Origin of the sequence: Streptomyces sp. NBC_00193 (assembly GCF_026342735.1) — a bacterium.
Lineage (GTDB): Bacteria > Actinomycetota > Actinomycetes > Streptomycetales > Streptomycetaceae > Streptomyces > Streptomyces stoeckheimensis.
Genome location: NZ_JAPEMM010000002.1, coordinates 648,509 through 669,960, shown reverse-complemented (window position 1 = coordinate 669,960; position 21,452 = coordinate 648,509). Strand labels below are relative to the sequence as shown.

Here is a 21,452-nt window from a genome sequence, read left to right as displayed (position 1 = left end):
CGGACGAGTGCGGAGGAACAAAGAAAATGCGCCATCTCCCCCTGGGCAGTTCAGGTCTTCAGGTGTCGGCGATCGGGCTCGGCTGCAACAACTTCGGCGGTCGCCTCGACGCCCGGGCCACCCGCACCGTCGTCGACGCCGCCCTCGACGCGGGCATCACCCTCCTCGACACCGCCGACATCTACGGGGGCGCCGGCGGCTCCGAGACCCACCTCGGCGAGGCCCTCAAGGGCCGCCGGGACCAGGTCGTCCTGGCCACCAAGTTCGGCTACGACGGCGTGGACATGGGCTACGGACCCGCCGCCGGCTCCCGCGGCGGCCGCGCCTACATCCGGCGCGCCGTCGAAGCGTCCCTGACCCGCCTGCAGACCGACCACATCGACCTCTACCAACTCCACAGCCCGGACCCTGCCGTTCCCGTGGCCGAAACCCTCGCCGCGCTCACCGAACTCGTCACCGAAGGCAAGATCCGCTACATCGGCCACTCCAACCTCAGCGGCTGGCAGCTCGCCGAAGCCGCCCACGTGGCCCGCGAGACCGGCGCGGCACCCTTCGTATCGGCCCAGAACGAATGGTCGCTGCTCCAGCGATCGGCGGAGCGCGAGCTCGTCCCGGCCGCCCTCCACTACGGAGTCGGCGTCCTGCCGTACTTCCCGCTGGCCAACGGGCTGCTGACCGGAAAGATCCGCCGCGGCGCTCCCGTCCCTGCGGGCTCCCGCCTCGAAGGCCGCGACGCCTACCTCACCGACGAGCGCCTCGACACCGTGGAGGCGCTCGCGGCGCTGGCCGACAAGCACGGGCGCACCGTCCTGGAACTCGCCATCGGCTGGCTCTCCGCCCAGCCCGGCTGTGCCTCCGTCATCGCGGGTGCCACGTCCGCCGAGCAGGTACGGGCCAACGCGGCCGTCGCGGACCGGCCGCTCGACGCCGAACTCCTGGCGGAGGTCGACGCCGTCGCGGGAGGTGCCGCGGGCTGACCGGTCCCGCCCTCAGGAGGCGTCGGGCGACGGACTGACAGAAGCAGACCCGGACGGGGACGCGGATGCGGACGCTGACGGGGATGCGGACGCGGAATCCGATGCAGACGGGCTCGGCGAGGCGCTCCCGGAGGCATCGGCCGAGGTACTGGCCGAGGTACTGGCCGACGGGCTGGCGGAAGCGCTCCCCGTCGGCGCCCCCGTCAGGATCTCCACCTGGCCGGTGTCCAGCGAGTAGTAGGCGCCGACCACGGCCAGCGAGCCCTTCCCCACCAGGGGCGCCAGATCCGCGTTGCCCCGCAGGTCGTCCGCCGTCACCTTGATCTGATTGCGGATCATCGTGTCGACCGGGTCGGCGCCCGGGTCCTTGATCGTCAGCTCGTACGCCGGCACCAGCGCCTCCTCGATCGCCCGCAGGTTGCCGGGCAGCGGCTTGCCCTCCCGCAACGCCTTGTACGAGGCGTCGATGGCCCCGCAGCGCTGGTGCCCGAGGACCATGATCAGCGGGGTGCCCGCCGTCATGGGCCCGAACTCCACCGACCCGGTCACCACCGGGCCGACCGCCTGCCCGCCCGTGCGCAGCACGAACAGGTCGCCGAGCCCGGTGTCGAAGAGCAGCTCCGGCGGCACCCGGGAGTCGATGCAGGCCAGGATCACGCCGAAGGGATCCTGCGCCTGCGCCACCAGCCCACGGCGGTCCGGGTCCCGGTCTGGGTGGTTGAGGCTGCCGCTCACCCAGCGCTTGTTGCCCTCCATCAGGCGGCTGTACGCGCCCTCGGGGGTGCTCGGCCGCGGCTCGGGCGCGGCCGTCGTCGCCTTCGGGGCGCTCTTGGCCGAGCAGCCCGTGAGCAGGGCCGCGGCGGCCGTGAGGCCACCCGTCAGCACGAACCTGCGCGGCGGAAGTCCTGCTCTGTCCATGGGTCGTACCCCTCGGTGCCGTTCGGACGCGTCCGTACGTCCTGACCGAGGCGATTCTTCGGGGGTACGGGCCGTCGGCGCGGCAGGCACACGCGGGGCCGCCCGGGTCGGCCCCCGACGGCCGAACCTCAGGACACGATGTCCTTGCGCGCGAACCCGCGGAACGCGAGCGCGAACAGCACCACCGCGTACGACACCGACACCACCGTCCCCTTGATCATCCCGCCCCACTCGAGCTGCGGCTGCAGGGCGTCGGCCCAGGCGAACTGCCAGTGCGCCGGCAGGAACTCCCGCCAGGACCCCAGCGCGGTCACCGCGTCCAGCACGTTGCCGACGATCGTCAGACCGACGGCCCCGCCCACCGCGCCCAGCGGCGCGTCCGTCCGCGTCGACAGCCAGAACGCCAGCCCGGCCGTGACCAGCTGCGACACGAAGACGAACGCCACGGCGATCGCGAGCCGCCCGATGGTGTCCCCGGCCGGCAGCGAGCCGCCCGCGGGGAGCTCCAGCGGCCCCCATCCGTAGGCCGCCGTACCCGCGGCGAGCGCCACCAGCGGCAGCAGCACCATCGCGGCCAGGCTGAACCCGAGCGCCACCACCAGCTTGCTCCACAGCAGCCGGGCCCGGGGCACCGGCGAGGCCAGCAGGTACCGCAGCGAGGACCAGCTGGCCTCGGAGGCCACCGTGTCCCCGCAGAACAGCGCCACCGGCACCACCAGCAGGAACCCGGCCGACACGAACAGGCAGGTGGCCGCGAAGTTCGCGCCCGAGGCCGTCGCCGTGTCGATCAGGGTGATCCGGCCGTCGCCGCCGCCCCGGCTGCCGGGGCCGCCGCCGACCGCGAAGGCGATCATCAGGATGAAGGGCAGAGCGGCCAGGATGCCGCCCATCACCAGCGTCCGCCGCCGGCGCCACTGCCGCAGCGCTTCCACGCGCAGCGGCAGCGTCCGGTTCGCCCGGTAGCCGTGGGCGACCTCGCGGCCGATGCCGTCCGGCGTCACGTCGCCGTTCGCGGGCGAGCCCGCGTTCTCGTGCGCGTTCACATCCGTCACGGTGTTCATGCCGCGCCTCCGATCAGGGTGAGGAACGCGTCTTCCAGCCGCCGGTGCGGCCCCACTCCCGACACCGGCACCTCCAGCCGTACGAGTTCGGCGATCAGCTCGGCGGCGCTCGCGCCGTCCAGCCGTACGAGCAGACCGTCCTCGGCGCTCGCCACGGACTCCACTCCCTCCAGCGCGGCGATCTTCCCGACCACCGCCTCGTCCACCGGCTGCGCCAGCGACACCAGCAGGACGTCCCCGCCGCCGGTGATCTCGGAGACCTCGCCCGCCTGGACCAGCCGGCCGCGGTCCATGACCACCAGGTGCGTGCAGGACTGCTCGACCTCCGACAGCAGGTGGCTGGAGACGATGACCGTCCGCCCCCCGGCCGCGTACCGGATCATCACGTCGCGCATCTCGCGGATCTGCGGCGGGTCCAGACCGTTGGTCGGTTCGTCGAGGATCAGCAGGTCCGGCATGCCGAGCATGGCCTGCGCGATCGCGAGGCGCTGGCGCATGCCCTGCGAGTACGTGCGCACCGCCCGCTCCAGCGCGTCGCCGAGCCCGGCGATCTCCAGGGCCTCCTCCATGTGGGAGTCCGCGGCGGGGCGGCCCGTGGCCTGCCAGTACAGCTCCAGGTTGGCGCGCCCCGTCAGGTGCGGCAGGAAGCCGGCACCCTCAACGAACGCCCCGACCCGCGAGAGCACGGGCGCGCCGGCCCGGACCTGGTGCCCGAAGACCCGGATCTCCCCGGCATCCGGAGTGATCAGGCCCATCAGCATCCGCAGGGTCGTGGTCTTGCCGGCGCCGTTGGGCCCGAGCAGGCCGAGCACCTGGCCCTTCTCCACCCGGAAGGACAGGTCCCGTACGGCGTACCGGTCCTGCGCCTTCGCATAACGCTTGGTCAACCCCGTGATCTCCAGCGGTACGTCGGCCAGCGCCGGGTCGGGCTGCGCCGCCCCCGCCCGGCCGCCGCCCGGCCCCCGGCCGGTCCTGCGGATCCCCACCAGCGCGGCGGCCAGCAGCGCGGCCCCGAGCGGCATCCACCAGGTCCAGGCGGGCAGTCCCGAGGACGCCGCGCGCACCCCGCCCGCGACGGGCACGGCCAGGGGGCCCTGCGCCGAGACGGTGTAGGTCGCCGGCGCGGCCGGAGAGGCGTAGCCGAGGTCGGTGGCGGCGACGACGAGCCGCAGCCGGTGCCCGGCCTCGACCGCGTGGTCGATCGCGGGCAGCCGCAGCTCGACGGTCTTGTCCTGCTGCGCGCCCTCCACCCGCACCGGGGCCACCAGCTGACTCGGCAGCACCTGCTGGCGGCCGTCGGGGCTGACGTCGTACACCTTGCCGAACAGAACGGCCGAACCGTCCGCAGCCGTAGACCTCACCTTTAGGGTGATGGTCGGGGTCCCGGTGATCCGGGTTTCCCCGGTCAGCGGCTCCGACTCGAACCGGGCGTTCTGCCCGGGGAAGTCCAGCGAGAGGCCGCCTCCGAGGGCGGCGAGCTGCCCGCCGATGCCCGGGAGCGCGGACAGCGCGGGCGGGGCCCCGCCCGCCGGGTTGGCGAAGGTCTGCTCCCGGCCGGTCAGGGCGAACTCGCGCGGCCCGGACAGCAGCCCGGGATAGGTGGAGCCGCTCGCTCCGCGCAGCGTGACCCGGCCGTTGGTGGAGTCGATGCCGCCGGAGCGCGAGACGCGGAAGGCGGGGCCGGTGTCCACGGCCGTGTCGTCCTTGAGGTACCGGTCGAACCAGGTCTTCACCCGGTCCTCGACCCGGTCCGCCTCGCGCATGCCCCCGTCGTGACCGCCGGCCGCCCAGTCCACCGAGACGGGCGCACCGTTGGCGGCGATCGCCCGGGCCATGGCGTCGGCCTGGTCCAGCGGGAAGAGGGAGTCGTCCTGGCCCTGCGTGATCAGGGTCGGCACCTTGATCGCGCCGCCGACCGCCGAGGGACTGCGCTGCTCCAGCAGGGCGCGGGCCTCGGGGTCGGGCTTGCCTGCCACCGCGACCCGTTCGTACATGGCGCACAGCTCCGGCTGGAAGCGTCCGCAGCCGGGCGCGGGCGGGGCCGCCTGCGGGGCGGCGCCCGGACCGGAAGCCCCCGGCTGCAGGCCGCCCGCGGAACCGGTGGTGAAGAAGAGGCCCGCCCACAGCTTCTTGAAGACGTCGCCGGGGAAGAGGGAGTCCGCGAGGTTCCAGTAGGTGATCGAGGGGGCGATGGCGTCCACGCGCGGGTCGTTGCCGGCCGCGAGCAGCGAGACCGCCCCGCCGTAGGAGCCGCCCGCGATGCCGACGCGCGGATCTCCCGCCGCGTCGAGCCGCACCCCGGGCCGGGCGGCGATCCAGTCGATCAGCCGGGAGACGTCCTTGACCTCGTACGCGGGGTCGTTCAGCCCGATCTTCCCGCCGGAGCGGCCGAATCCGCGCGCCGACCAGGTCAGCACCGCGTAGCCGTCGCGCGCGAGGCGCTCGGCCTGCGGGCGCATGTCCTCCTTGCTGCCGCCGAAACCGTGGGCGAGGAGCACGGCGGGACGCTTCGCCCCACCGTCCCCCTCGGTGTCCCCGCTGGTGAAGTAGGAGATGTCGATACCGGCGCCGGGCATGTCGAGGACCTTGTCCTCGCGGCGCACGGACGGGGCGTCGCCGGCCGCGGCGGTTGCCGTGAGGGTGCCCGCCCCCGCGACGACGGCGAGCGCGGCCGCGCCCGCGAGCAGGCGGCTTCGGCGGCGGCGTGGCAGTCGGAGCTTCATACGGGAACCCTAAGCGCCAGGCCGCCGGTGGCCGCGCTCCCGCAGGCTGAACTGCGGACGTCCTCAAGGACTACGCCGGGCGGTCGGCATACCGCGGCTGCGGTACGTGGTGGGGCCGGGAGTCCGGGCCGGGAGTCCGGACCGGGGTCGGGGGTCCGGACCGGGACCGGGGGTCGGGCCGGGGCCGGGGCGGATCCGGAGTCGGGAAGCCCGGCGGGGTCGGGCCGGGGGCGACTTTTTCCCCACCCCGCCCCTTCCCGAAACCGGGGCTCCGCCCCGGACCCCGCGCCTCAAACGCCGGCGAGGCTGGATGTGCCGGGCTCCGCCCCGGACCTCGCGCCGCAGGCGTCGGCGAGGCTGGGTGGGTCGGACTCCGCGCCGCAGGCGTCGGCAAGGGCTGGGTGTGCCGGACCTCGCGCCGCAGGCGTCGGCGAGGCTGGGTGGGTCGGGCTGCGGTGCGGGCTGTGTGGCGGGAGGATGGCCGCATGTTGCTGGCCGAGGTTGCGCGGGTGTCCCGGGAGGTCGGTGAGACCTCCGCCCGGTCAGGGAAGACCGCCCTGCTCGCGGAGCTGTTCGCCGCCGCGCCCGCCGAGGAGGCTGCGCTGGTGGTCTCGTACCTCGCCGGGCGGCTCCCGCAGGGACGCCCCGGGATCGGCTGGCGGGCGCTGGCCCAGGAGACGCCGCCGGCTGTGGAACCGACCCTGACCGTGACGGCCGTCGACGAGGCCGTGACCCGGTTCGCCGCCGTCGCCGGGGCCGGCGCCCAGGCCGAGCAGCGCCGGATCCTCGACGCGCTGCTCGGCGCCGCCACCGAGGCCGAGCAGCGGTTCCTGCGCAGCCTGCTCGGCGGGGAGGTGCGCCAGGGCGCGCTCGACGCCGTGGCCCTGGACGGGGTCGCCGCCGCGGCCGGGGTGCCCGCCGCCGCCCTGCGCCGGGCCGCGATGCTCGACGGCTCCCTGCCCCGGGTGGCGGCGGCCGTGCTCGCCGAGGGGGCGGCGGCCCTGCGCGAGGTCACCCTGCGCGTGGGGCAGCCCGTCCAGCCGATGCTGGCGAACACCGCCAAGTCGGTGGCCGAGGCACTGGCCGCGCTCGGGCCGTGTGCGGTGGAGGAGAAGCTCGACGGTATCCGGGTGCAGGTCCACCGCGAGGGGGACGACGTACGGGTGTACACGCGCTCCCTCGACGAGATCACCGGCCGGCTGCCGGAAGTGGCCGAGCTGGCCCGCTCCTTTCCGGGGGACCGGTTCATCCTCGACGGGGAGGTCATCGGCCGCTCCCCGGCCGACGGGCGCCCGGTGCCGTTCCAGGAGGTGGCGAGCCGGGTCGGCTCCCGCACCGACGTCGAGGCCGCCCGGCGGACCCTTCCGGTCGTCCCCTACTTCTTCGACGTGCTGGCGGCGGGGGACCGCGTGCTCCTCGACCTGGCGGTGCGCGAACGGTACGCGGAGCTCACCGCCCTGGTGCCGGAGGAGTTCCAGGTCGGCCGGCTCGTGGTCGAGGACCCGGCGGCGCAGGCGGCCGAGGCGGAGGAGTTCTGGACGCGGACCCTGAGCCGGGGCCACGAGGGCGTGATGTTCAAGGCCCTCGACTCCGTCTACGCGGCCGGCCGGCGCGGCAAACACTGGCTCAAGGTGAAACCGGTGCACACCCTCGACCTGGTGGTGCTCGCCGTCGAACGGGGCCACGGCCGGCGCACCGGTCTCCTGTCCAATCTGCACCTGGGCGCCCGGACCGCCGACGGCGGCTACGCGATGCTCGGCAAGACCTTCAAGGGACTCACCGACGAGATGCTGCGCTGGCAGACCGAGCGGCTCGCCGAGCTCGCGGTCGAGGACGACGGCTACACGATCCGGGTGCGCCCCGAACTGGTGGTGGAGATCGCCTACGACGGCCTGCAGCGCTCCCCGCGCTACCCGGCCGGGGTCGCCCTGCGCTTCGCGCGCGTCCTGCGCCACCGCCCCGACAAGCGGGCCCAGGACGCGGACACGGTGGAGACGGTGCTCGGCACACCGTGAGGGGGAGAGGTGGGGTGATTTGCCTCAGAGGCAAGGTGGATTGCCAGGGAGGTAAGTATCTGGCTCAATCGGGGCATGACAACCGGTCCTGCCCCCGGCCCCGACGAAGCGGCCGACCCAACCCCCGATGCCACCGCCCCCGACGCCGAGCTGCCCACCGTGGCCCCGCAGCTGCGCGATCTGCGCCGCCGGGCCGGGCTCACCCTGGAGGCCGCCGCCGCCCGGGCCCGGCTCTCGCCGGCGCACCTGTCGCGGCTGGAGACCGGCCGCCGCCAGCCCTCGCTGCCGCTGCTGCTCGGGCTCGCCCGCACGTACGGCACGACGGTCTCGGAGCTGCTCGGGGAGACCCCGGCCGTAGCTGATCCCATCGTACGGGCCGGCGGGCCGGGCGCCCGCGAGGCGGACGGCTGGACCTACTGGCAGGCCGGCGGCTCCGGCCGCGGGATGCAGGCGCTGCGCGTGCACGTCCCCTACGGCCGCAGCCAGGGCGAGCTGGTCCGCGTACATCCGGGGGAGGAGTGGCTGTACGTGCTGCAGGGGCGGCTGCGGCTGCACCTGGGGGAGACCGAGTACCTGCTGGAGCCCGGGGACAGCGCGCACTTCGACTCGCTCACCGCGCACCGGATCGGCGCGGCCTCGACCTCCGGGGCGGAGCTGCTGTTCGTCCACACCCTGCTGCAGAGCAGCCTCGCCGGTCTGTGCCTCGGCGGCGGCACCGGCACGACCACACACCACCGATAGGCGAGGAGCCGTACGCCATGCCCGATACGCAGGACACGCAGGCTCAGGACGCGCAGGCGCCGGACACGAAGCAGGCGCAGCAGTCGAAGTTCCCGCGCGGTCTCATCATCCGGCTCATCGCCTATTTGTTCGTGGGCCACTTGTTCGCGTTCTTCGTCTACCTGCTCTTCGTGCTGGGTGCGCAAAACCAGTGACAGCGGGCCGGAATTTCCGTACACGGCTCTAGGAACCTACAGGTCCTGAAGCTACCCTCCGCGCATGATTTCCACGGTTGTCTGGGGTACCGGCAACGTCGGCCGTTTGGCCATCCGTGCCGTAGAGGCCCATCCGGCGCTGAAGTTGGCCGCCGTCATCGTCCACGATCCAGAAAAGGTCGGCCGCGACGCCGGTGAACTCGGCGAACTCGACTACGAGACGGGCGTCGCGGCCACCGACGACATCGAGGCGGTCCTCGCGGCCCGTCCGCAGGCGGTCGTCTACGCGGCGTCCGGCGACATCCGCCCCGACGACGCGCTCGCCGACATCACCCGGGCGATCCGCTCCGGCGCCGTCGTCGTGAGCCCCGCCCTCTATCCGCTCTACGACTACCGCAGCGCCCCACCGGAGTTCCTCGATCCGGTGACCGCCGCGGTCGCGGAGGGCGGCGGTTCGCTCTTCGCCTCCGGCGTCGACCCCGGCTGGGGCAACGACGTGCTCCCGCTGCTGCTCAGCGGGCTCGGCACCCGGATCGACGTCATCCGGTGCCAGGAGATCTTCGACTACTCCACCTACGACCAGCCGGACTCCGTCCGCTACCTCATCGGCATGGGCCAGCCCATGGACTACGAGCCGATGATGCTCATGCCGTCCATCCCGACCATGGTGTGGGGCGGGCAGATCCGGATGATGGCCCGGGCCCTGGGCGTCGAACTCGACGACATACGCGAGACCGTGGAGCGCCGCGCCCTCGACGCCACCGTCACCACGCGCACGATGGGGGAGTTCGAGGGAGGCACCCAGGGTGCCATCCGCTTCGAGGTGCAAGGGATCGTCGAGGGCGAACCCCGCATCGTCATCGAGCACGTCACCCGCATCCACGCCTCCTGCGCGCCCGACTGGCCGACCCCGCCCGACGGCGGCGACGGCGCCCACCGGGTGATCATCGAGGGCCGCCCGCACATCGAGGTCACCATCGAGGCCACCGACGAGGGCGAGAACCGCTCCGCCGGAGGCAACGCCACCGCCGTCGGGCGCCTCGTCGGAGCCATCGACTGGCTGGTGGAAGCCGAACCGGGGCTCTACGACGCCCTGGACGTCCCCCTGCGCCCCGCCGTCGGCAAACTCGGAAGGAAACTGTCATGAGGATCGACATACCCGAAGGCCAGCACCCCATCGAGTACGTGTGGGGCGACCTGGTCCCCGGCATCGGCATGGCCGCCGCCAACTTCTCCCTGTCGGTGTACGCCCACACCACCCTGGGGCTGCGGGAGTTCGAGGCGGCGCGGCTGCGCGTCGCGCAGATCAACGGCTGCATCTTCTGCCTGGACTGGCGCACGGACCGGGACGGGGAGAAGGTCGAGGACGAGTTCCCCGAGGCCGTCACCGAGTGGCGCACCACGGACCGCTTCGACGAGCGCACCCGGCTCGCGGCGGAGTACGCGGAGCGGTACTGCCTGGACCACCACGGCCTGGACGAGGAGTTCTGGGAGCGGATGACGGCCCGCTACAGCCAGGTGGAGATCGTGGAGCTGACGATGAGCATCGGCTCCTGGCTGGCCTTCGGCCGGCTCAACCACGTGCTCGGCCTGGACAGCGTCTGCGTGCTGCCGGGCCACTGAGCGCGGGCCGCCGAGCGCGGAGCGCGTGCGGTGCGCACACGGGTCCGGGGCCGTCGGAGAGTCCGACGGCCCCGGCCTTCGTGCTGTCCGCCGCCCTTACATGTCGGTGGCGATGATCTTCTCGATGTTGCGCTCGGCGAGCGCCGTGATGGTGACGAACGGGTTGACGCTGGTGTTGCCGGGGATCAGCGCGCCGTCGATGACGTACAGGCCGGTGTAGCCGTGCAGACGGCCGTAGTTGTCGGTGGCCTTGTCCAGGACCGCGCCGCCGAGGGGGTGGTAGGTGAGGTGGTCGCCCCAGATCTTGTTGGTGCCGAAGAGGTCGGTCCGGTAGATCGTCCCCTCCTTCGAGTTGATCTTGTCGAAGATGGTCTTCGCCATGGCGATGGACGGAGCCTTCCAGGCCGTCTGCCAGTTCAGCTCGACCCCGCCCGTCGAGGCGTTGTACGTGAACTCCGCGCGGTTCGGGTTCTTCGTGATCGACAGGTAGAACGAGGCGTACGTCTCGATGCCGGTCGGCAGCGGCGCCACCTCGGCGAAGGCGCCGCCCGCGTCCCAGTTGTCGATGCCGCCGCAGGGGATGGAAGCCTGCACCTTGCCGGTCGCGTCCCACATGTGGTTGGCCCGGCCGCACATGACGTTGCCGTTGTCGCCCCAGCCCTTGCCGATCTCGTTGTTCAGGTTGGGCAGGGCGCCGGTGGCCTTGAGCCGGACGAGCAGCTTGCTGGTGCCGACGCTGCCGGCCGCGAAGAACACCTTGTCCGCGACGACGGTCTTGGTGCCCACGGTGTCGCCGGTGGTGTTGATCTGGTCGATGACGACCGTGTACCCGCCGCCGGAGGCCGGGGAGACCGAAGTCACCTTGTGCAGGGGCGAGATGGTGACCTTGCCGGTGGCCTTGGCCTGGGCGATGTAGGTCTGCTGGAGGGACTTCTTGCCGGCGTTGTTGCCGTAGAGGATCTCACCGGCGACGGCGGACTTGGGGACGGTCCCGGCCGCTTCCTGCTCCATGTAGTCCCAGTCGTACACGTCCGGGACGAAGACGAAGGGGAACCCGGCCCGCTGGGCGTGCTTGCGGCCCACGCGGGAGAACTGGTAACAGTCGACGCTCTCGAACCAGGCCGGGTCGATCAGGCTGACCCCGAGGCCCGCGTTGGCGCGCGGGTAGTAGGTGTCGTACATCTCGTCCGCGTTCACGGTCGGCAGGACGGCGCCGAAGTTCGCGCGCTTCGGGGTGACCGCCATGCCGCCGTTGACCAGCGAGCCGCCGCCGACGCCGCGGCCCTGGTAGACGATGATCCCGCCCATCTCCTCGGCGTCCAGGATGCCGGTGTAGCGCGGGACGGCCTTGTCGATGGGGAAGCCCAGGAAGTTGCTCAGCGGCGCCTTGGTCTTGGTGCGGAGCCAGTACGCGCGGTAGTCCGGGGTGGTCGTGTTGCAGAAGATCTTGCCGTCCGAGCCCGGGGTGTCCCAGGCCATGCCCATTTCGATCATGTGGACGTCGACGCCGGCCTGGGCGAGCCGCAGGGCGGCGACGGAACCGCCGTACCCGGTACCGATCACGAGGGCCGGTACGTGCGCTCCGTTGTCGATCGGGCCGGCGGCGGCCGCGCCGGCCGTGGCGGCCTGGGCCTGAGACGGGGCGATCTGACCCGCGAGGGCCATTGCACCCAGGATGGAACCCGTTCTACCGAGAAATCCTCGACGGGAGACGCCGTTCTGGTTCGTTTTGTGCAGGCCTTTGTCGCTCATGTGAGCTTCCTCACTCTAGGCGGAATGAGAACGAGTTCTACTGCCGAGTGCTTGCGAAGTCACTAGATACGTCAAGGCGTCTTTCGCCGGCGGCAGCCGTGGGCGGTGCCGGTTCGAGGCCCGCGCGACGGCGTCGAAAGTCCCATCGGACGCTGGGAACGACCACCCGCTGTGCACGGCCGGTCATCCTGCAGTGACGGAAACGGCGGCGAGGAGGGCCGCGCGGCCGAGGCGTGTCCGCCCGAATCCACCACGTCAGAAGTCGAACGCGTTACGGGATGCCGCGCCGCTCCGGGGTGGCGGGGTGCTCGGCGCACCCAGCCACTCCGTCGTGGCTGCATCCCGCGGGCTCCGGGGCCGAAAAGCGACAAACCGCAAGGTGGGCCCGTGATCGGCGCGCGAATCTTTTTACCTTCGGCAGGTGCTCCTGTTCCGCGCCCGGGCCGCTGTTACAGGTTCGGCGCACCCCGCCGGGCCCCCTCGCGTACAGAAGGGGAACGCGCGCGCCCGCCGGTCCAGACCAGGATCAGCGTCGAGGCGGCCGCCGCGAAGGCGCACCAGGTGGAGGCGAACTCCAGCCGCCACAGGGCGGCGCAGGCGAGGGCCCCGGCCGCCAGGAGGGCGCCGAGGAGGCGCAGCCGGCGGTCCCCCGAGAGGGCCAGGGCGCCGAGCGTGGCGAACAGATAGCCCGCCAGGGCCAGCGGCATCCACGGAACGTTCACCCCGTACCCGAGGGTGTGGCCGCGGATCTCGGCGCTCACCGGACGGGTCGCCAGGCAGTACGCGAGGTACGCGCCGGTGGCGAGTCCGGCGGCGGCCGGCAGCCACAGCCGGGGCCTGAGCTCGGGCGCAGCGGCGAGCAGCACCCCGAGCGGCACCCATGCGGGCAGCAGCGGGAGGGCGATCACCGCCCAGGCGGTCGTGGCCGGGCCGCAGCCGCCGCCGGAGCGCCAGACGGCGGCCTCGATCAGCTGGTGCGCGCCCAGGATCAGCGGGAGCGCCGCGACGGGCAGGTCCCGCGGGCGGCGGGTCCGGGCCAGGCAGGCGATCCCGACGGCGGTGATGACCGTGCCCGCCGTCAGATCGGCCGTCGCGCTCCAGCACATGAGGCCCTCCCGATCCCACGGTAGGCCTAGGCGCAGACGTCTGCCACGTCACGGATCATTGGAAAAACTCGACAAGAAACAGAAGAATCCTGCACGAGTATTGCCGTGTTTCCGTGCGGGGTCCTACTGTCCCGGCCATGCCCCCAAGAAGAGCCGCAAGTCGAGCTGCAATCCGCGTCGCGAGCCGAGCAGCAGCCGGCGCAGCGAGCACAAGAGCCGTCCCCACCCGGGTCCTCCCCGCCCGGGCCGCCGCCGCACGCGCCGCCGCCGTCCTGGCGGCGCTCACAGCGTCCGCCCTCGGCCTCGGCGCCCTGGGCGCGGGCGCGGCCGAGGCCCGGCCCGCCGCCGCGGATCCCGCAGCGCCCACGGCCGTCACCCGGGCCGCCCTCGACCCCGCACTGGTCGAGGGCCGCGGCGCCCGGGTGGACTTCGCCGAGCAGGAGGCGGAGAACGCCGCCACCTCCGGCACGGTCATCGGTCCCGACCGCACCGCGTACTCCCTGCCCGCCGAGGCCTCAGGCCGCAAGGCGGTGAAGCTGGAGCCGGGCCAGTACGTGGAGTTCACCCTGCCCGCGGCGGCCGACGCCGTCACCGTCCGCTACAGCATTCCCGACGCCCCCGCCGGTGGCGGCATCACCGCTCCGCTCGACGTCACCGTCAACGGCAAGAACCGCCGCTCGATGACGCTGACCTCGCAGTACTCCTGGCTGTACAACCAGTACCCCTTCAGCAACGACCCGCAGGCCGGCCTCCTGCACCCCGACTGGTGGATCACCGAGTGCGGCTGCGTCCCGGCGGCCACCACCCCGGCCCCGGTCATCGCCAAGCCCTTCCGTCCCACCCACATGTACGACGAACAGCGCCTGCTCCTGGGCCGCACCCACCGGGCGGGCGACAAGGTCCGTCTCACCGTCCCGGCCGGGAGTCCCGCAGCCTGGACGGTGATCGACCTGCTCGACTCGCAGCGCGTCGGCGCCCCGCACGTGGAAGCGACCGCCGCGAACGCCCTCCTCTTCGGCGCGGACCCGACGGGCCGCCGGGACTCCGCCGACGCCATCGACCGGGCCATCGCCTTCGCCAAGCGCCACCGGCTCCCGGTCTACCTGCCGCCGGGCACCTACCAGGTCAACCGCCACATCATCGTGGACGGGGTCACCCTCACCGGCGCCGGCAGCTGGTACACCACCGTCAAGGGCAAGGGCGTCGGCTTCTACGGCAAGGAGGCCGCGGACGGCGGCAGCCGGGGCGTCCACCTCTCCCGCTTCGCCATCGAGGGCGACGTCCGCGAACGCGTGGACACCGACCAGGTCAACGGAGTCGGCGGCGCGATGAGCGACTCCACCATCGACTCCCTCTACATCCACCACACCAAGGTCGGCCTCTGGTTCGACGGCCCGATGAGCAATGTGAAGGTCACCCGCAACGTCATCACCGACCAGATCGCCGACGGCCTGAACTTCCACACCGGAGTCACCGACTCCCTCGTCCAGGACAACTTCGTCCGCAACACGGGCGACGACGGCCTCGCGATGTGGGCCGAGAGGACCACCAACGCCCGCAACACCTTCGACCACAACACCGTGCAGAGCCCCACGCTGGCCAACGGCATCGCGATCTACGGCGGCGCCGACACCACCGTCACCGCCAACCTCGTGGCCGACCCGGTCCGCGAGGGCAGCGCCCTGCACGTCGGCTCCCGCTTCGGAGCCGAACCCTTCACCGGCAGCCTGCGGATCGACGGCAACACCACCGTGCGCTCCGGCACGTACGAGCTGAACTGGAACATCGGGCTCGGCGCGATCTGGTTCCACGCCCTGGACCGCAGCATCGACCAGGCCGACATCCAGGTCACCGGCAACTCCTTCCTCGACAGCACCTACAACGCGATCATGCTGGTCAGCGACTGGCCGGTGAAGGACAAGGTGCGCATCGAGAACGTCCACTTCAAGGACGTCCGCGTCGACGGCACCGGCACCTCCGTGGTCAGCGCGCGGGTGGCCGGATCGGCGAGCTTCGAGAACGTCGACGCCCGCAACGTCGGAGCCGTCGGCGTCAACAACTGCGGCTCCTTCAACTTCCCCGCCACCGGCTCGGAGTTCACCCTCCTCGACCGTGGCGGCAACGACGGCGGCGGCACCACGGGACCCTGGCTGGCCGGCTGGGAACTGCCCAACACCATCACCTGCGACGACCGCCCGCCGGTCGTCGCCCCGCCGGCGCCGAGCCCCTGGTAGCGGCCGGCTGATCCGCGGGGGTCACCGCTCCGCCGCTCCCGGGGGTTCGAGCGGCGGAGCGGTCACCGCGCAGTTCGTACGGCACTGCGGGTGACAGGCCCCGGGCGCGGGGGAGCGTACGGTCGCCCAGGCCACGGCCGCCCCGACCACGAGCACCCCCGCGCACCAGTACATCGCCCGCCCGAAGGCGGCGTCGAAGGCGCCGGCCGAGAGGTACGCGTCCGGCCCCATCCCGGCCAGCAGCGGCAGCGCGGCCACCGCGAGGAGCCCGGCGGCGCGCGCGGCCGCGTTGTTGATGCCGCTGGCCAGGCCGGCCCGCCCGGGATCCACCGAGGACAGGACGGTCGCCGTCAGCGGGGCCACCAGGGCCGCCATGCCCAGGCCCATCACGAGCAGCGCCGGCAGCACGTCCCGTACGTACGAGGCCTCAGGGCCCACCCGCAGCATCAGCAGCATCCCCGCCGCGCACAGCAGCGGCCCGACGGTCAGCGGGATCCGCGGGCCGATCCGCTCCCCGAGCTGCGCCGACCGGGCCGACAGCAGCAGCATCAGGGCCGTGGTGGGCAGCAGGGCGGCCCCGGCGCCCAGGGCGGAGTAGCCGGACACCACCTGGAGCTGGAGCACCACGAGGAAGAAGAACCCGCCGAAGGCCGCGTACACGCACAGGGTGACCAGGTTGACGGCGGTGAACCGGCGCGAGGAGAAGATGTCCGGGGGCACCATAGGATCGGCCCGCCGCCGCTCGACCACCACGAACGCCCCGGCCAGCAGGACACCGCCCACGGCGGCGCCCGCCACCAGCGCGGTGCCCGACCGGGCCTCGATGAGCGCGTAGGTCAGCAGCGCGAGCGAGGCCGCCCCCAGCACCGCCCCGGCCACGTCGAACCGCCCGTGCGCCGCCGGATCCCGCGATTCCGGTACGTGCCGCAGCGCGACCGGGACACAGAGTGCGGCCACCGGCACGTTCAGCAGGAACACCCAGCGCCAGCCCGGCCCGTCCACCAGCCAGCCGCCCAGGAACGGCCCCACGGCCGCGCCCACCCCGCCGAACCCCGACCACAGCCCCACCGCGCGGGCCCGGTCGTCGGGATGGATCGAGCCCTGGATCAGCGCGAGGGAACCGGGCGTCAGCAGCGCCCCGCCGACCCCCTGCAGGGCGCGGGCCGCGATGAGCACCCCGGCGTTCGGCGCGATCCCGCACAGCAGGGAGCCCACCGCGAACCACACCACCCCGAGCACGAAGATCCGGCGACGTCCGAACCGGTCCCCGAGCGCCCCGCCGACCAGGATCAGACCCGCGAGGGTCAGCAGGTAGGCGTTGACCGTCCACTGGAGCACCGCGAGATCCGCGCCGAGATCCCGCCCGATGGCGGGCAGGGCCACGTTGACCACGGTCGAGTCGAGCAGCGCCATGGCGGACCCGAGCACGGTGGTCAGCACGATCCACCGGCCCTGCGCGGTACCGAGCCGCACCCCGGGGGCGGGGGACGGGGCGGGGGTGGTCATTCCCCCAGGCTGGCCCGCGCGGCCCGGAACGGCCACCCGGCCGGTGGCGATACGGCTCATTAGGCACTCTTGTACGGGTCATGACATCTCCCGCACCATGGCCCGCGCACGTCACGCACACCCTTTCCGCACGTTCTGCACACGGCGTACGAGGAGACCACACGTGGCACAAAGCGACAGCCGACGATCCTCCCGAGCACGATTACGAGCCCTGCGCGCAGGGCTCGCCGCCCTCACCGCGACCCTGCTCCTGCCCCTCGGCGCAGGCGTGGCCGCGGCCGCCCCCGATCCGGCCCCCACCCCGGGAGCGGCCGAGCGCAAGATCGAGCCGAGTCTCCGGGCCCAGCTCGACGGCTCGGCGAAGGCCGTCTTCTGGGTCTACCTCGACAGCGCCGCCGACCTCACCGCCGCGGCCGCGCAGCCGACCCGCGCCGCGAAGGCCGAGACGGTGCTCCGGCTCAAGAAGGAGCAGGCCGCACGCAGCCAGACCGAGGTGATCAAGGCCCTGGAGGGCACGCGGGCCGAGTACACCTCGTACTGGATCGTCAACGCGGTCCGCGTCGTCGGCACCGAGAAGCTCGCCACCGCCCTGGCCCAGCGCCCCGAGGTCGCCCGGATCGACGCCGACGACCAGATCGCCCTGGCGAAGCCCGCCGAGGGCAGCCGGGAGAAGACGGCGGCCGACGCCGTCGAGTGGAACGTCGACCGGATCAAGGCGCCACAGGTCTGGGACCAGCTCGGCGTGCGCGGTGAGGGCATCGTCGTCGCCAACATCGACAGCGGCGTGGACCACACCCACCCGGCCGTGGCCACCCAGTACCGCGGCAGGGGCGCGGACGGGTCCTACGACCACAACTACAACTGGTTCGACCCGGCCGGGGTGTGCCCCACCGCGGCCCCCTGCGACAACAACGACCACGGCACCCACACCATGGGCACGATGGTCGGCGACGACGGCGGCGCCAACAAGACCGGCGTCGCCCCGCGCGCGAAGTGGATCGCCGCCAAGGGCTGCGAGACCACCTCCTGCTCCGAGGCCTCGCTGCTCGCCGCGGGCCAGTGGATCGTCGCCCCGACCGACCTGAACGGCCAGAACCCGCGCCCCGACCTGGCCCCGCACGTCGTCAACAACTCCTGGGGCGGCCCCGGCGGAGACACCTGGTACCAGCAGATCGTCGACACCTGGCGGGCCGCCGGCATCTTCCCGGCCTTCTCCAACGGCAACTCCGGACCCGGCTGCGCCACCAGCGGATCGCCCGGCGACTACGCGAGCTCCTACAGCTCCGGCGCCTTCGACATCAACGGCGCCATCGCCTCCTTCTCCTCGCGCGGCGCGGGCCCCGGCGGAATCGTCAAGCCGAACATCGCGGCCCCCGGGGTGAACGTGCGCTCCTCCGTCCCCGGCGGCGGATACGCGTCCTTCTCCGGCACCTCCATGGCCTCCCCGCACACCGCGGCGGCCGTGGCCCTGCTCTGGTCGGCCGCGCCCTCCCTCGAAGGCGACATCGCGCAGACCGAGGCGCTGCTCGACGGCACCGCACTGGACACCGACAACGGCCAGTGCGGCGGGAACGCCGCCGACAACAACGTCTTCGGCGAGGGCAAGCTCGACGTGCTCGCCGCCGTCACCGCCGCGCCGCGCGGCGCGATCGGCGCCCTCGGCGGCACCGTGACCTCCGGCGGGCAGCCGGTCGCCGGCGTGAAGATCGTGGCGGACGGCCCGATCGACCGCACGACGACCACCGCGGCCGACGGCACGTACCGCTTCACCTCCCTGTCCGTGGGCGACTACGCGGTGACCGCCTCCAAGTTCGGCTACGGGCAACAGGGCGCGACCGTGACGGTCACCGAGAACGCCACCGCCACCGGCGACCTCACCCTCACCCAGGCCGCCTCCGGGAAGGTCACCGGCACGGTCTCCTCGGGCTCCGGCCCGCTGGCCGCCGCCGCCGTCACCATCGCCGACACCCCGGTGACCGCGACCACCGACGCCCAGGGCCGCTTCGAGGTCACCCTGCCGCACGGCACGTACGACGTGAGCGCCACCCACCCCTCGCGCTGCCTCACCGGCGGCACGTCCAAGGTCACCGTCGCCGGGGACACCACCGTCGCGGTGAACCTCCCCGAACGCACCGACGGCTACGGATACGCCTGCGCGGCCTCGGGCGGCAGCCCGTACCAGGCCGGGGACCGGCAGCTCGCGCTGACCGGCGACAACACCACCGAGCGCGTCGACCTGCCCTTCCCGCTGCCGCTGTACGGCAAGACGTACGCGCAGGCCTGGATCGGCACGAACGGCACGATCAGCTTCGGCGGGAACAACACCGGCGACATCAACGGGGACATCCCGAGCGCGGCCACGCCCAACGCGGCGCTCTACCCCTTCTGGGACGACCTGGTGGTCGGCGCCGCCGGCAGCGGCTCCGGCGTCTTCACCTCGGTCACCGGCACGGCGCCGCACCGCAGTTACGTCATCGAGTGGCGCGAGGTCTCGCACTGGTCGGCGCAGTCCGACAAGTTCTCCTTCTCCGCGGCGGTCGGCGAGGACGGCACCGTGCGGTACTCCTACAAGGGCACCGGCGGCACCGGCATCAAGGCCGGCTCCACCGCCACGGTCGGCGTGGAGAACGCGACCGGCACCGACGCCTTCAAGTACTCCTTCAACACGCCGGTCATCACGGACGGCCTGTCCATCGCCTTCCGCACCACCAAGAGCGGTGTGGTGGCGGGCCGGGTGCTCGACGCGAACGACGGCAACGGCGTCGCCGGAGCCACCGTGACCATCGGCACGGGCGCCACGGCCGTCTCCGCCGTCACGGCGGCCGACGGCGGGTACGTGGTCCAGAGCGCCGCGGGCGCAAAGGAACTCGGGCTGACCGCGGCCCAGTACGAGCCGGTGGCGGCGACCGTGGACGTCAAGGCGGCCGACGTCACGGTGGTGAACCGGTCCCTGCGCACCGGAAAGGTGACCCCGGCCAAGCCGGCGGTGGAGATCGTCCTGCCCCCGGGCCAGAAGCGGACTCGCACCCTCGACCTCACCAACCCCGGTCTCGGTACGGCCTTCACGGCGGCCGAGGACGCGGCCTGGCTGACCGTGACCCCGGGCTCCGGGGACCTCCCGACGGGCGGGAAGGCCCCGCTCACCCTGTCCGTGGACACCACGGGCCTGACCCCGGGCACCGTCCTCACGGCCGACCTGAAGATCACCTCGGCCAGCGGCCGTACCCCGGTGCTGACCGTCCCCGTCAAGCTCGTCGTCCCGCGCTACCAGGTCGCCCTGGACGCCGGATCCACGAGCGCGAGCACGGACGCACTGGGCGACGGCTGGTCCCCGGACCGCAAGTACACGACGGGCTCGTACGGCTACCAGGGCAACGCTTCGACCCAGTCCACCAGCCGCACGATCACGGGCACGGACGACCAGAAGCTCTTCCGCAACGCCCGCGAGGGCATGTACGAGTACCGCTTCGACAACGTCCCCAACGGCACCTACACCGTGGAACTGGGCTTCGCGGAGCTCTCCTCCACCAAGCCGAACAAGCGCGTCTTCGACGTCCTGGCGGAGGGCACCCAGGTACTGCCCTCCCTGGACATCGCCCTGGAGGCGGGCTCGTACGCGGCCCTGACCCGCACCTACACGGTCACGGTCACGGACGGCACCCTGAACGTCCGCTTCGTCACCCACACCGGCTTCGGCAAACCCCTGCTGAACTCCCTGCGCGTGACGGACCGGCCCGACAAGGGCTGACCTCCGGCACGACCTGACCTCCAGCACGACCTGACCTCCGGCGACAGCACGACGGGCGGGGCGCCTCCGGGCGCCCCGCCCAGTGCCGTCAGGCCCCGGTGCTCACCGGAGGAACCTCCGGTCGCGGTCGGCGAAGGAAGGGAGCGGGGCCGCCGCGCGCAGGGCCACGTCCAGGGCGCGATCCGGGTCGCAGACGTACGTACCGCTGGCCCACGCGGCATTGGCCTCGATCACCGACCAGCGGCCGCCCGCGAGGCCCACGTCGACCACGATCGCGGACGGGAGGGTGGAGAAGGGCAGTCCGGCCGCGAAGGCGAGGGCGCCGGCCGAGGCCGGGCCCAGGCTGAGGCGGCCGTCCTCGGCGTAACGGCTCGCCGTGTGCACGGTCCCGTCGAGCAGGAACACGCGGTACTCCGCCGTGAACCGGACCACGTCGCTGACCAGCACCTCCGTCCCCGGATCCACCGCGTCCGGGCCCGGCAGGCGGGAGCCGTCGGCGTAGACGAGTGCCGGGATCTCCTTGTCGTTCGGCGACTTCACGAAGACGGGCCTGCGCAGCCCGTACGCCTCACGGATCGGCATCAGCCGGACCTCCCGCCCGGTGAACTCCCGGGGCAGCCGCGCCAGCCAGTCGGACGGGGCCTCCAGCAGACCGATCCCGAGCCCGGGGGCCACGGCATCGGCGAACCGCGGTCCGGCGTGCAGATGCCCGGCCCGCAGCCCCTCGGGCACGGCGAAGCCCTCCAGCTGTACGGTCGCCAGCCCGCGCGCGTGCGCCGCTTCCCGGAGCCGGGCGGCGGACGGGGTGACACGGGGCGGGAGCAGCAGGGTCATGCGGAGATCCTGCCGAAGGC

Annotated in this window: 15 protein-coding genes; 8 read left to right on the top strand and 7 right to left on the bottom strand. The window is 72.9% G+C overall.

The genetic code is table 11. The features are described from left to right. Window positions 1-26 precede the first annotated feature (26 nt). Window positions 27-977, top strand: coding sequence for an aldo/keto reductase (locus OG898_RS31100; RefSeq protein ID WP_250738027.1), 951 nt, complete (start codon window positions 27-29; stop codon window positions 975-977). A gap of 12 nt (window positions 978-989) precedes the next feature. Here the strand turns inward: OG898_RS31100 and OG898_RS31095 are convergent, their stop codons facing one another. From OG898_RS31095 to OG898_RS31085, 3 genes are all read right to left on the bottom strand, one after another. Then, window positions 990-1,895 (bottom strand): carbonic anhydrase, encoded by a 906-nt coding sequence (locus tag OG898_RS31095; RefSeq protein ID WP_266961462.1) that lies wholly within the window; start codon window positions 1,893-1,895, stop codon window positions 990-992. A gap of 128 nt (window positions 1,896-2,023) precedes the next feature. Continuing rightward, entirely contained in the window at window positions 2,024-2,956 is a 933-nt protein-coding gene (locus OG898_RS31090; protein ID WP_250738022.1) for an ABC transporter permease, read from the bottom strand. Further along, window positions 2,953-5,679: an alpha/beta fold hydrolase gene (locus tag OG898_RS31085; RefSeq protein ID WP_266961460.1), complete on the bottom strand. Its 2,727-nt coding sequence runs from the start codon at window positions 5,677-5,679 to the stop codon at window positions 2,953-2,955. Before OG898_RS31085 ends, OG898_RS31090 begins: the two co-directional genes overlap by 4 nt. A gap of 485 nt (window positions 5,680-6,164) precedes the next feature. On the opposite strand from OG898_RS31085, the gene OG898_RS31080 reads away from it, so the two are divergent. From OG898_RS31080 to OG898_RS31060, 5 genes are all read left to right on the top strand, one after another. After that, window positions 6,165-7,694 carry an ATP-dependent DNA ligase gene (locus tag OG898_RS31080; RefSeq protein WP_266961458.1) on the top strand — a complete coding sequence of 510 codons (1,530 nt, stop codon included), beginning with the start codon at window positions 6,165-6,167 and terminating at the stop codon, window positions 7,692-7,694. A 75-nt stretch (window positions 7,695-7,769) separates the two neighbouring features. Next, window positions 7,770-8,435 (top strand): helix-turn-helix domain-containing protein, encoded by a 666-nt coding sequence (locus OG898_RS31075; protein WP_250738014.1) that lies wholly within the window; start codon window positions 7,770-7,772, stop codon window positions 8,433-8,435. 17 nt (window positions 8,436-8,452) lie between these two features. Further along, window positions 8,453-8,629, top strand: coding sequence for a DUF6126 family protein (locus OG898_RS31070; RefSeq protein ID WP_250738011.1), 177 nt, complete (start codon window positions 8,453-8,455; stop codon window positions 8,627-8,629). 64 nt (window positions 8,630-8,693) lie between these two features. Further along, complete coding sequence (locus OG898_RS31065) at window positions 8,694-9,776, top strand: dihydrodipicolinate reductase (RefSeq protein WP_266961457.1); 1,083 nt, start codon at window positions 8,694-8,696, stop codon at window positions 9,774-9,776. Next, window positions 9,773-10,252: a carboxymuconolactone decarboxylase family protein gene (locus tag OG898_RS31060; RefSeq protein WP_250738006.1), complete on the top strand. Its 480-nt coding sequence runs from the start codon at window positions 9,773-9,775 to the stop codon at window positions 10,250-10,252. The genes OG898_RS31065 and OG898_RS31060 overlap by 4 nt, the downstream gene beginning before the upstream one ends. A 96-nt stretch (window positions 10,253-10,348) precedes the next feature. Here the strand turns inward: OG898_RS31060 and OG898_RS31055 are convergent, their stop codons facing one another. Together OG898_RS31055 and OG898_RS31050 are read right to left on the bottom strand one after the other, a co-directional pair. Further along, window positions 10,349-12,004 carry a GMC oxidoreductase gene (locus tag OG898_RS31055; RefSeq protein WP_250738003.1) on the bottom strand — a complete coding sequence of 552 codons (1,656 nt, stop codon included), beginning with the start codon at window positions 12,002-12,004 and terminating at the stop codon, window positions 10,349-10,351. A 449-nt stretch (window positions 12,005-12,453) separates the two neighbouring features. Beyond that, window positions 12,454-13,110, bottom strand: coding sequence for a DUF6629 family protein (locus tag OG898_RS31050; RefSeq protein WP_266961454.1), 657 nt, complete (start codon window positions 13,108-13,110; stop codon window positions 12,454-12,456). 137 nt (window positions 13,111-13,247) lie between these two features. Between OG898_RS31050 and OG898_RS31045 the strand changes: the two genes are divergently transcribed. Further along, the gene (locus OG898_RS31045; protein ID WP_266961452.1) at window positions 13,248-15,344 is read left to right on the top strand and encodes a glycosyl hydrolase family 28-related protein; all 2,097 of its coding nucleotides are present in this window, start codon (window positions 13,248-13,250) and stop codon (window positions 15,342-15,344) included. Window positions 15,345-15,365: 21 nt separating this feature from the next. Here OG898_RS31045 and OG898_RS31040 read toward each other — a convergent pair whose 3' ends face one another. Beyond that, window positions 15,366-16,850, bottom strand: a complete 1,485-nt coding sequence (locus tag OG898_RS31040) for an MFS transporter (protein WP_266961450.1) — start codon at window positions 16,848-16,850, stop codon at window positions 15,366-15,368. A 163-nt stretch (window positions 16,851-17,013) separates the two neighbouring features. Here OG898_RS31040 and OG898_RS31035 point away from each other — a divergent pair, with 163 nt between their 5' ends. Further along, on the top strand, window positions 17,014-20,598 hold the full coding sequence (locus OG898_RS31035) for a S8 family serine peptidase (RefSeq protein ID WP_266961448.1): 3,585 nt from the start codon (window positions 17,014-17,016) through the stop codon (window positions 20,596-20,598). A 102-nt stretch (window positions 20,599-20,700) separates the two neighbouring features. On the opposite strand, the gene OG898_RS31030 is transcribed toward OG898_RS31035, so the two are convergent. Then, window positions 20,701-21,432 (bottom strand): ATP-grasp domain-containing protein, encoded by a 732-nt coding sequence (locus tag OG898_RS31030; RefSeq protein ID WP_250737988.1) that lies wholly within the window; start codon window positions 21,430-21,432, stop codon window positions 20,701-20,703. Window positions 21,433-21,452 lie beyond the last annotated feature (20 nt).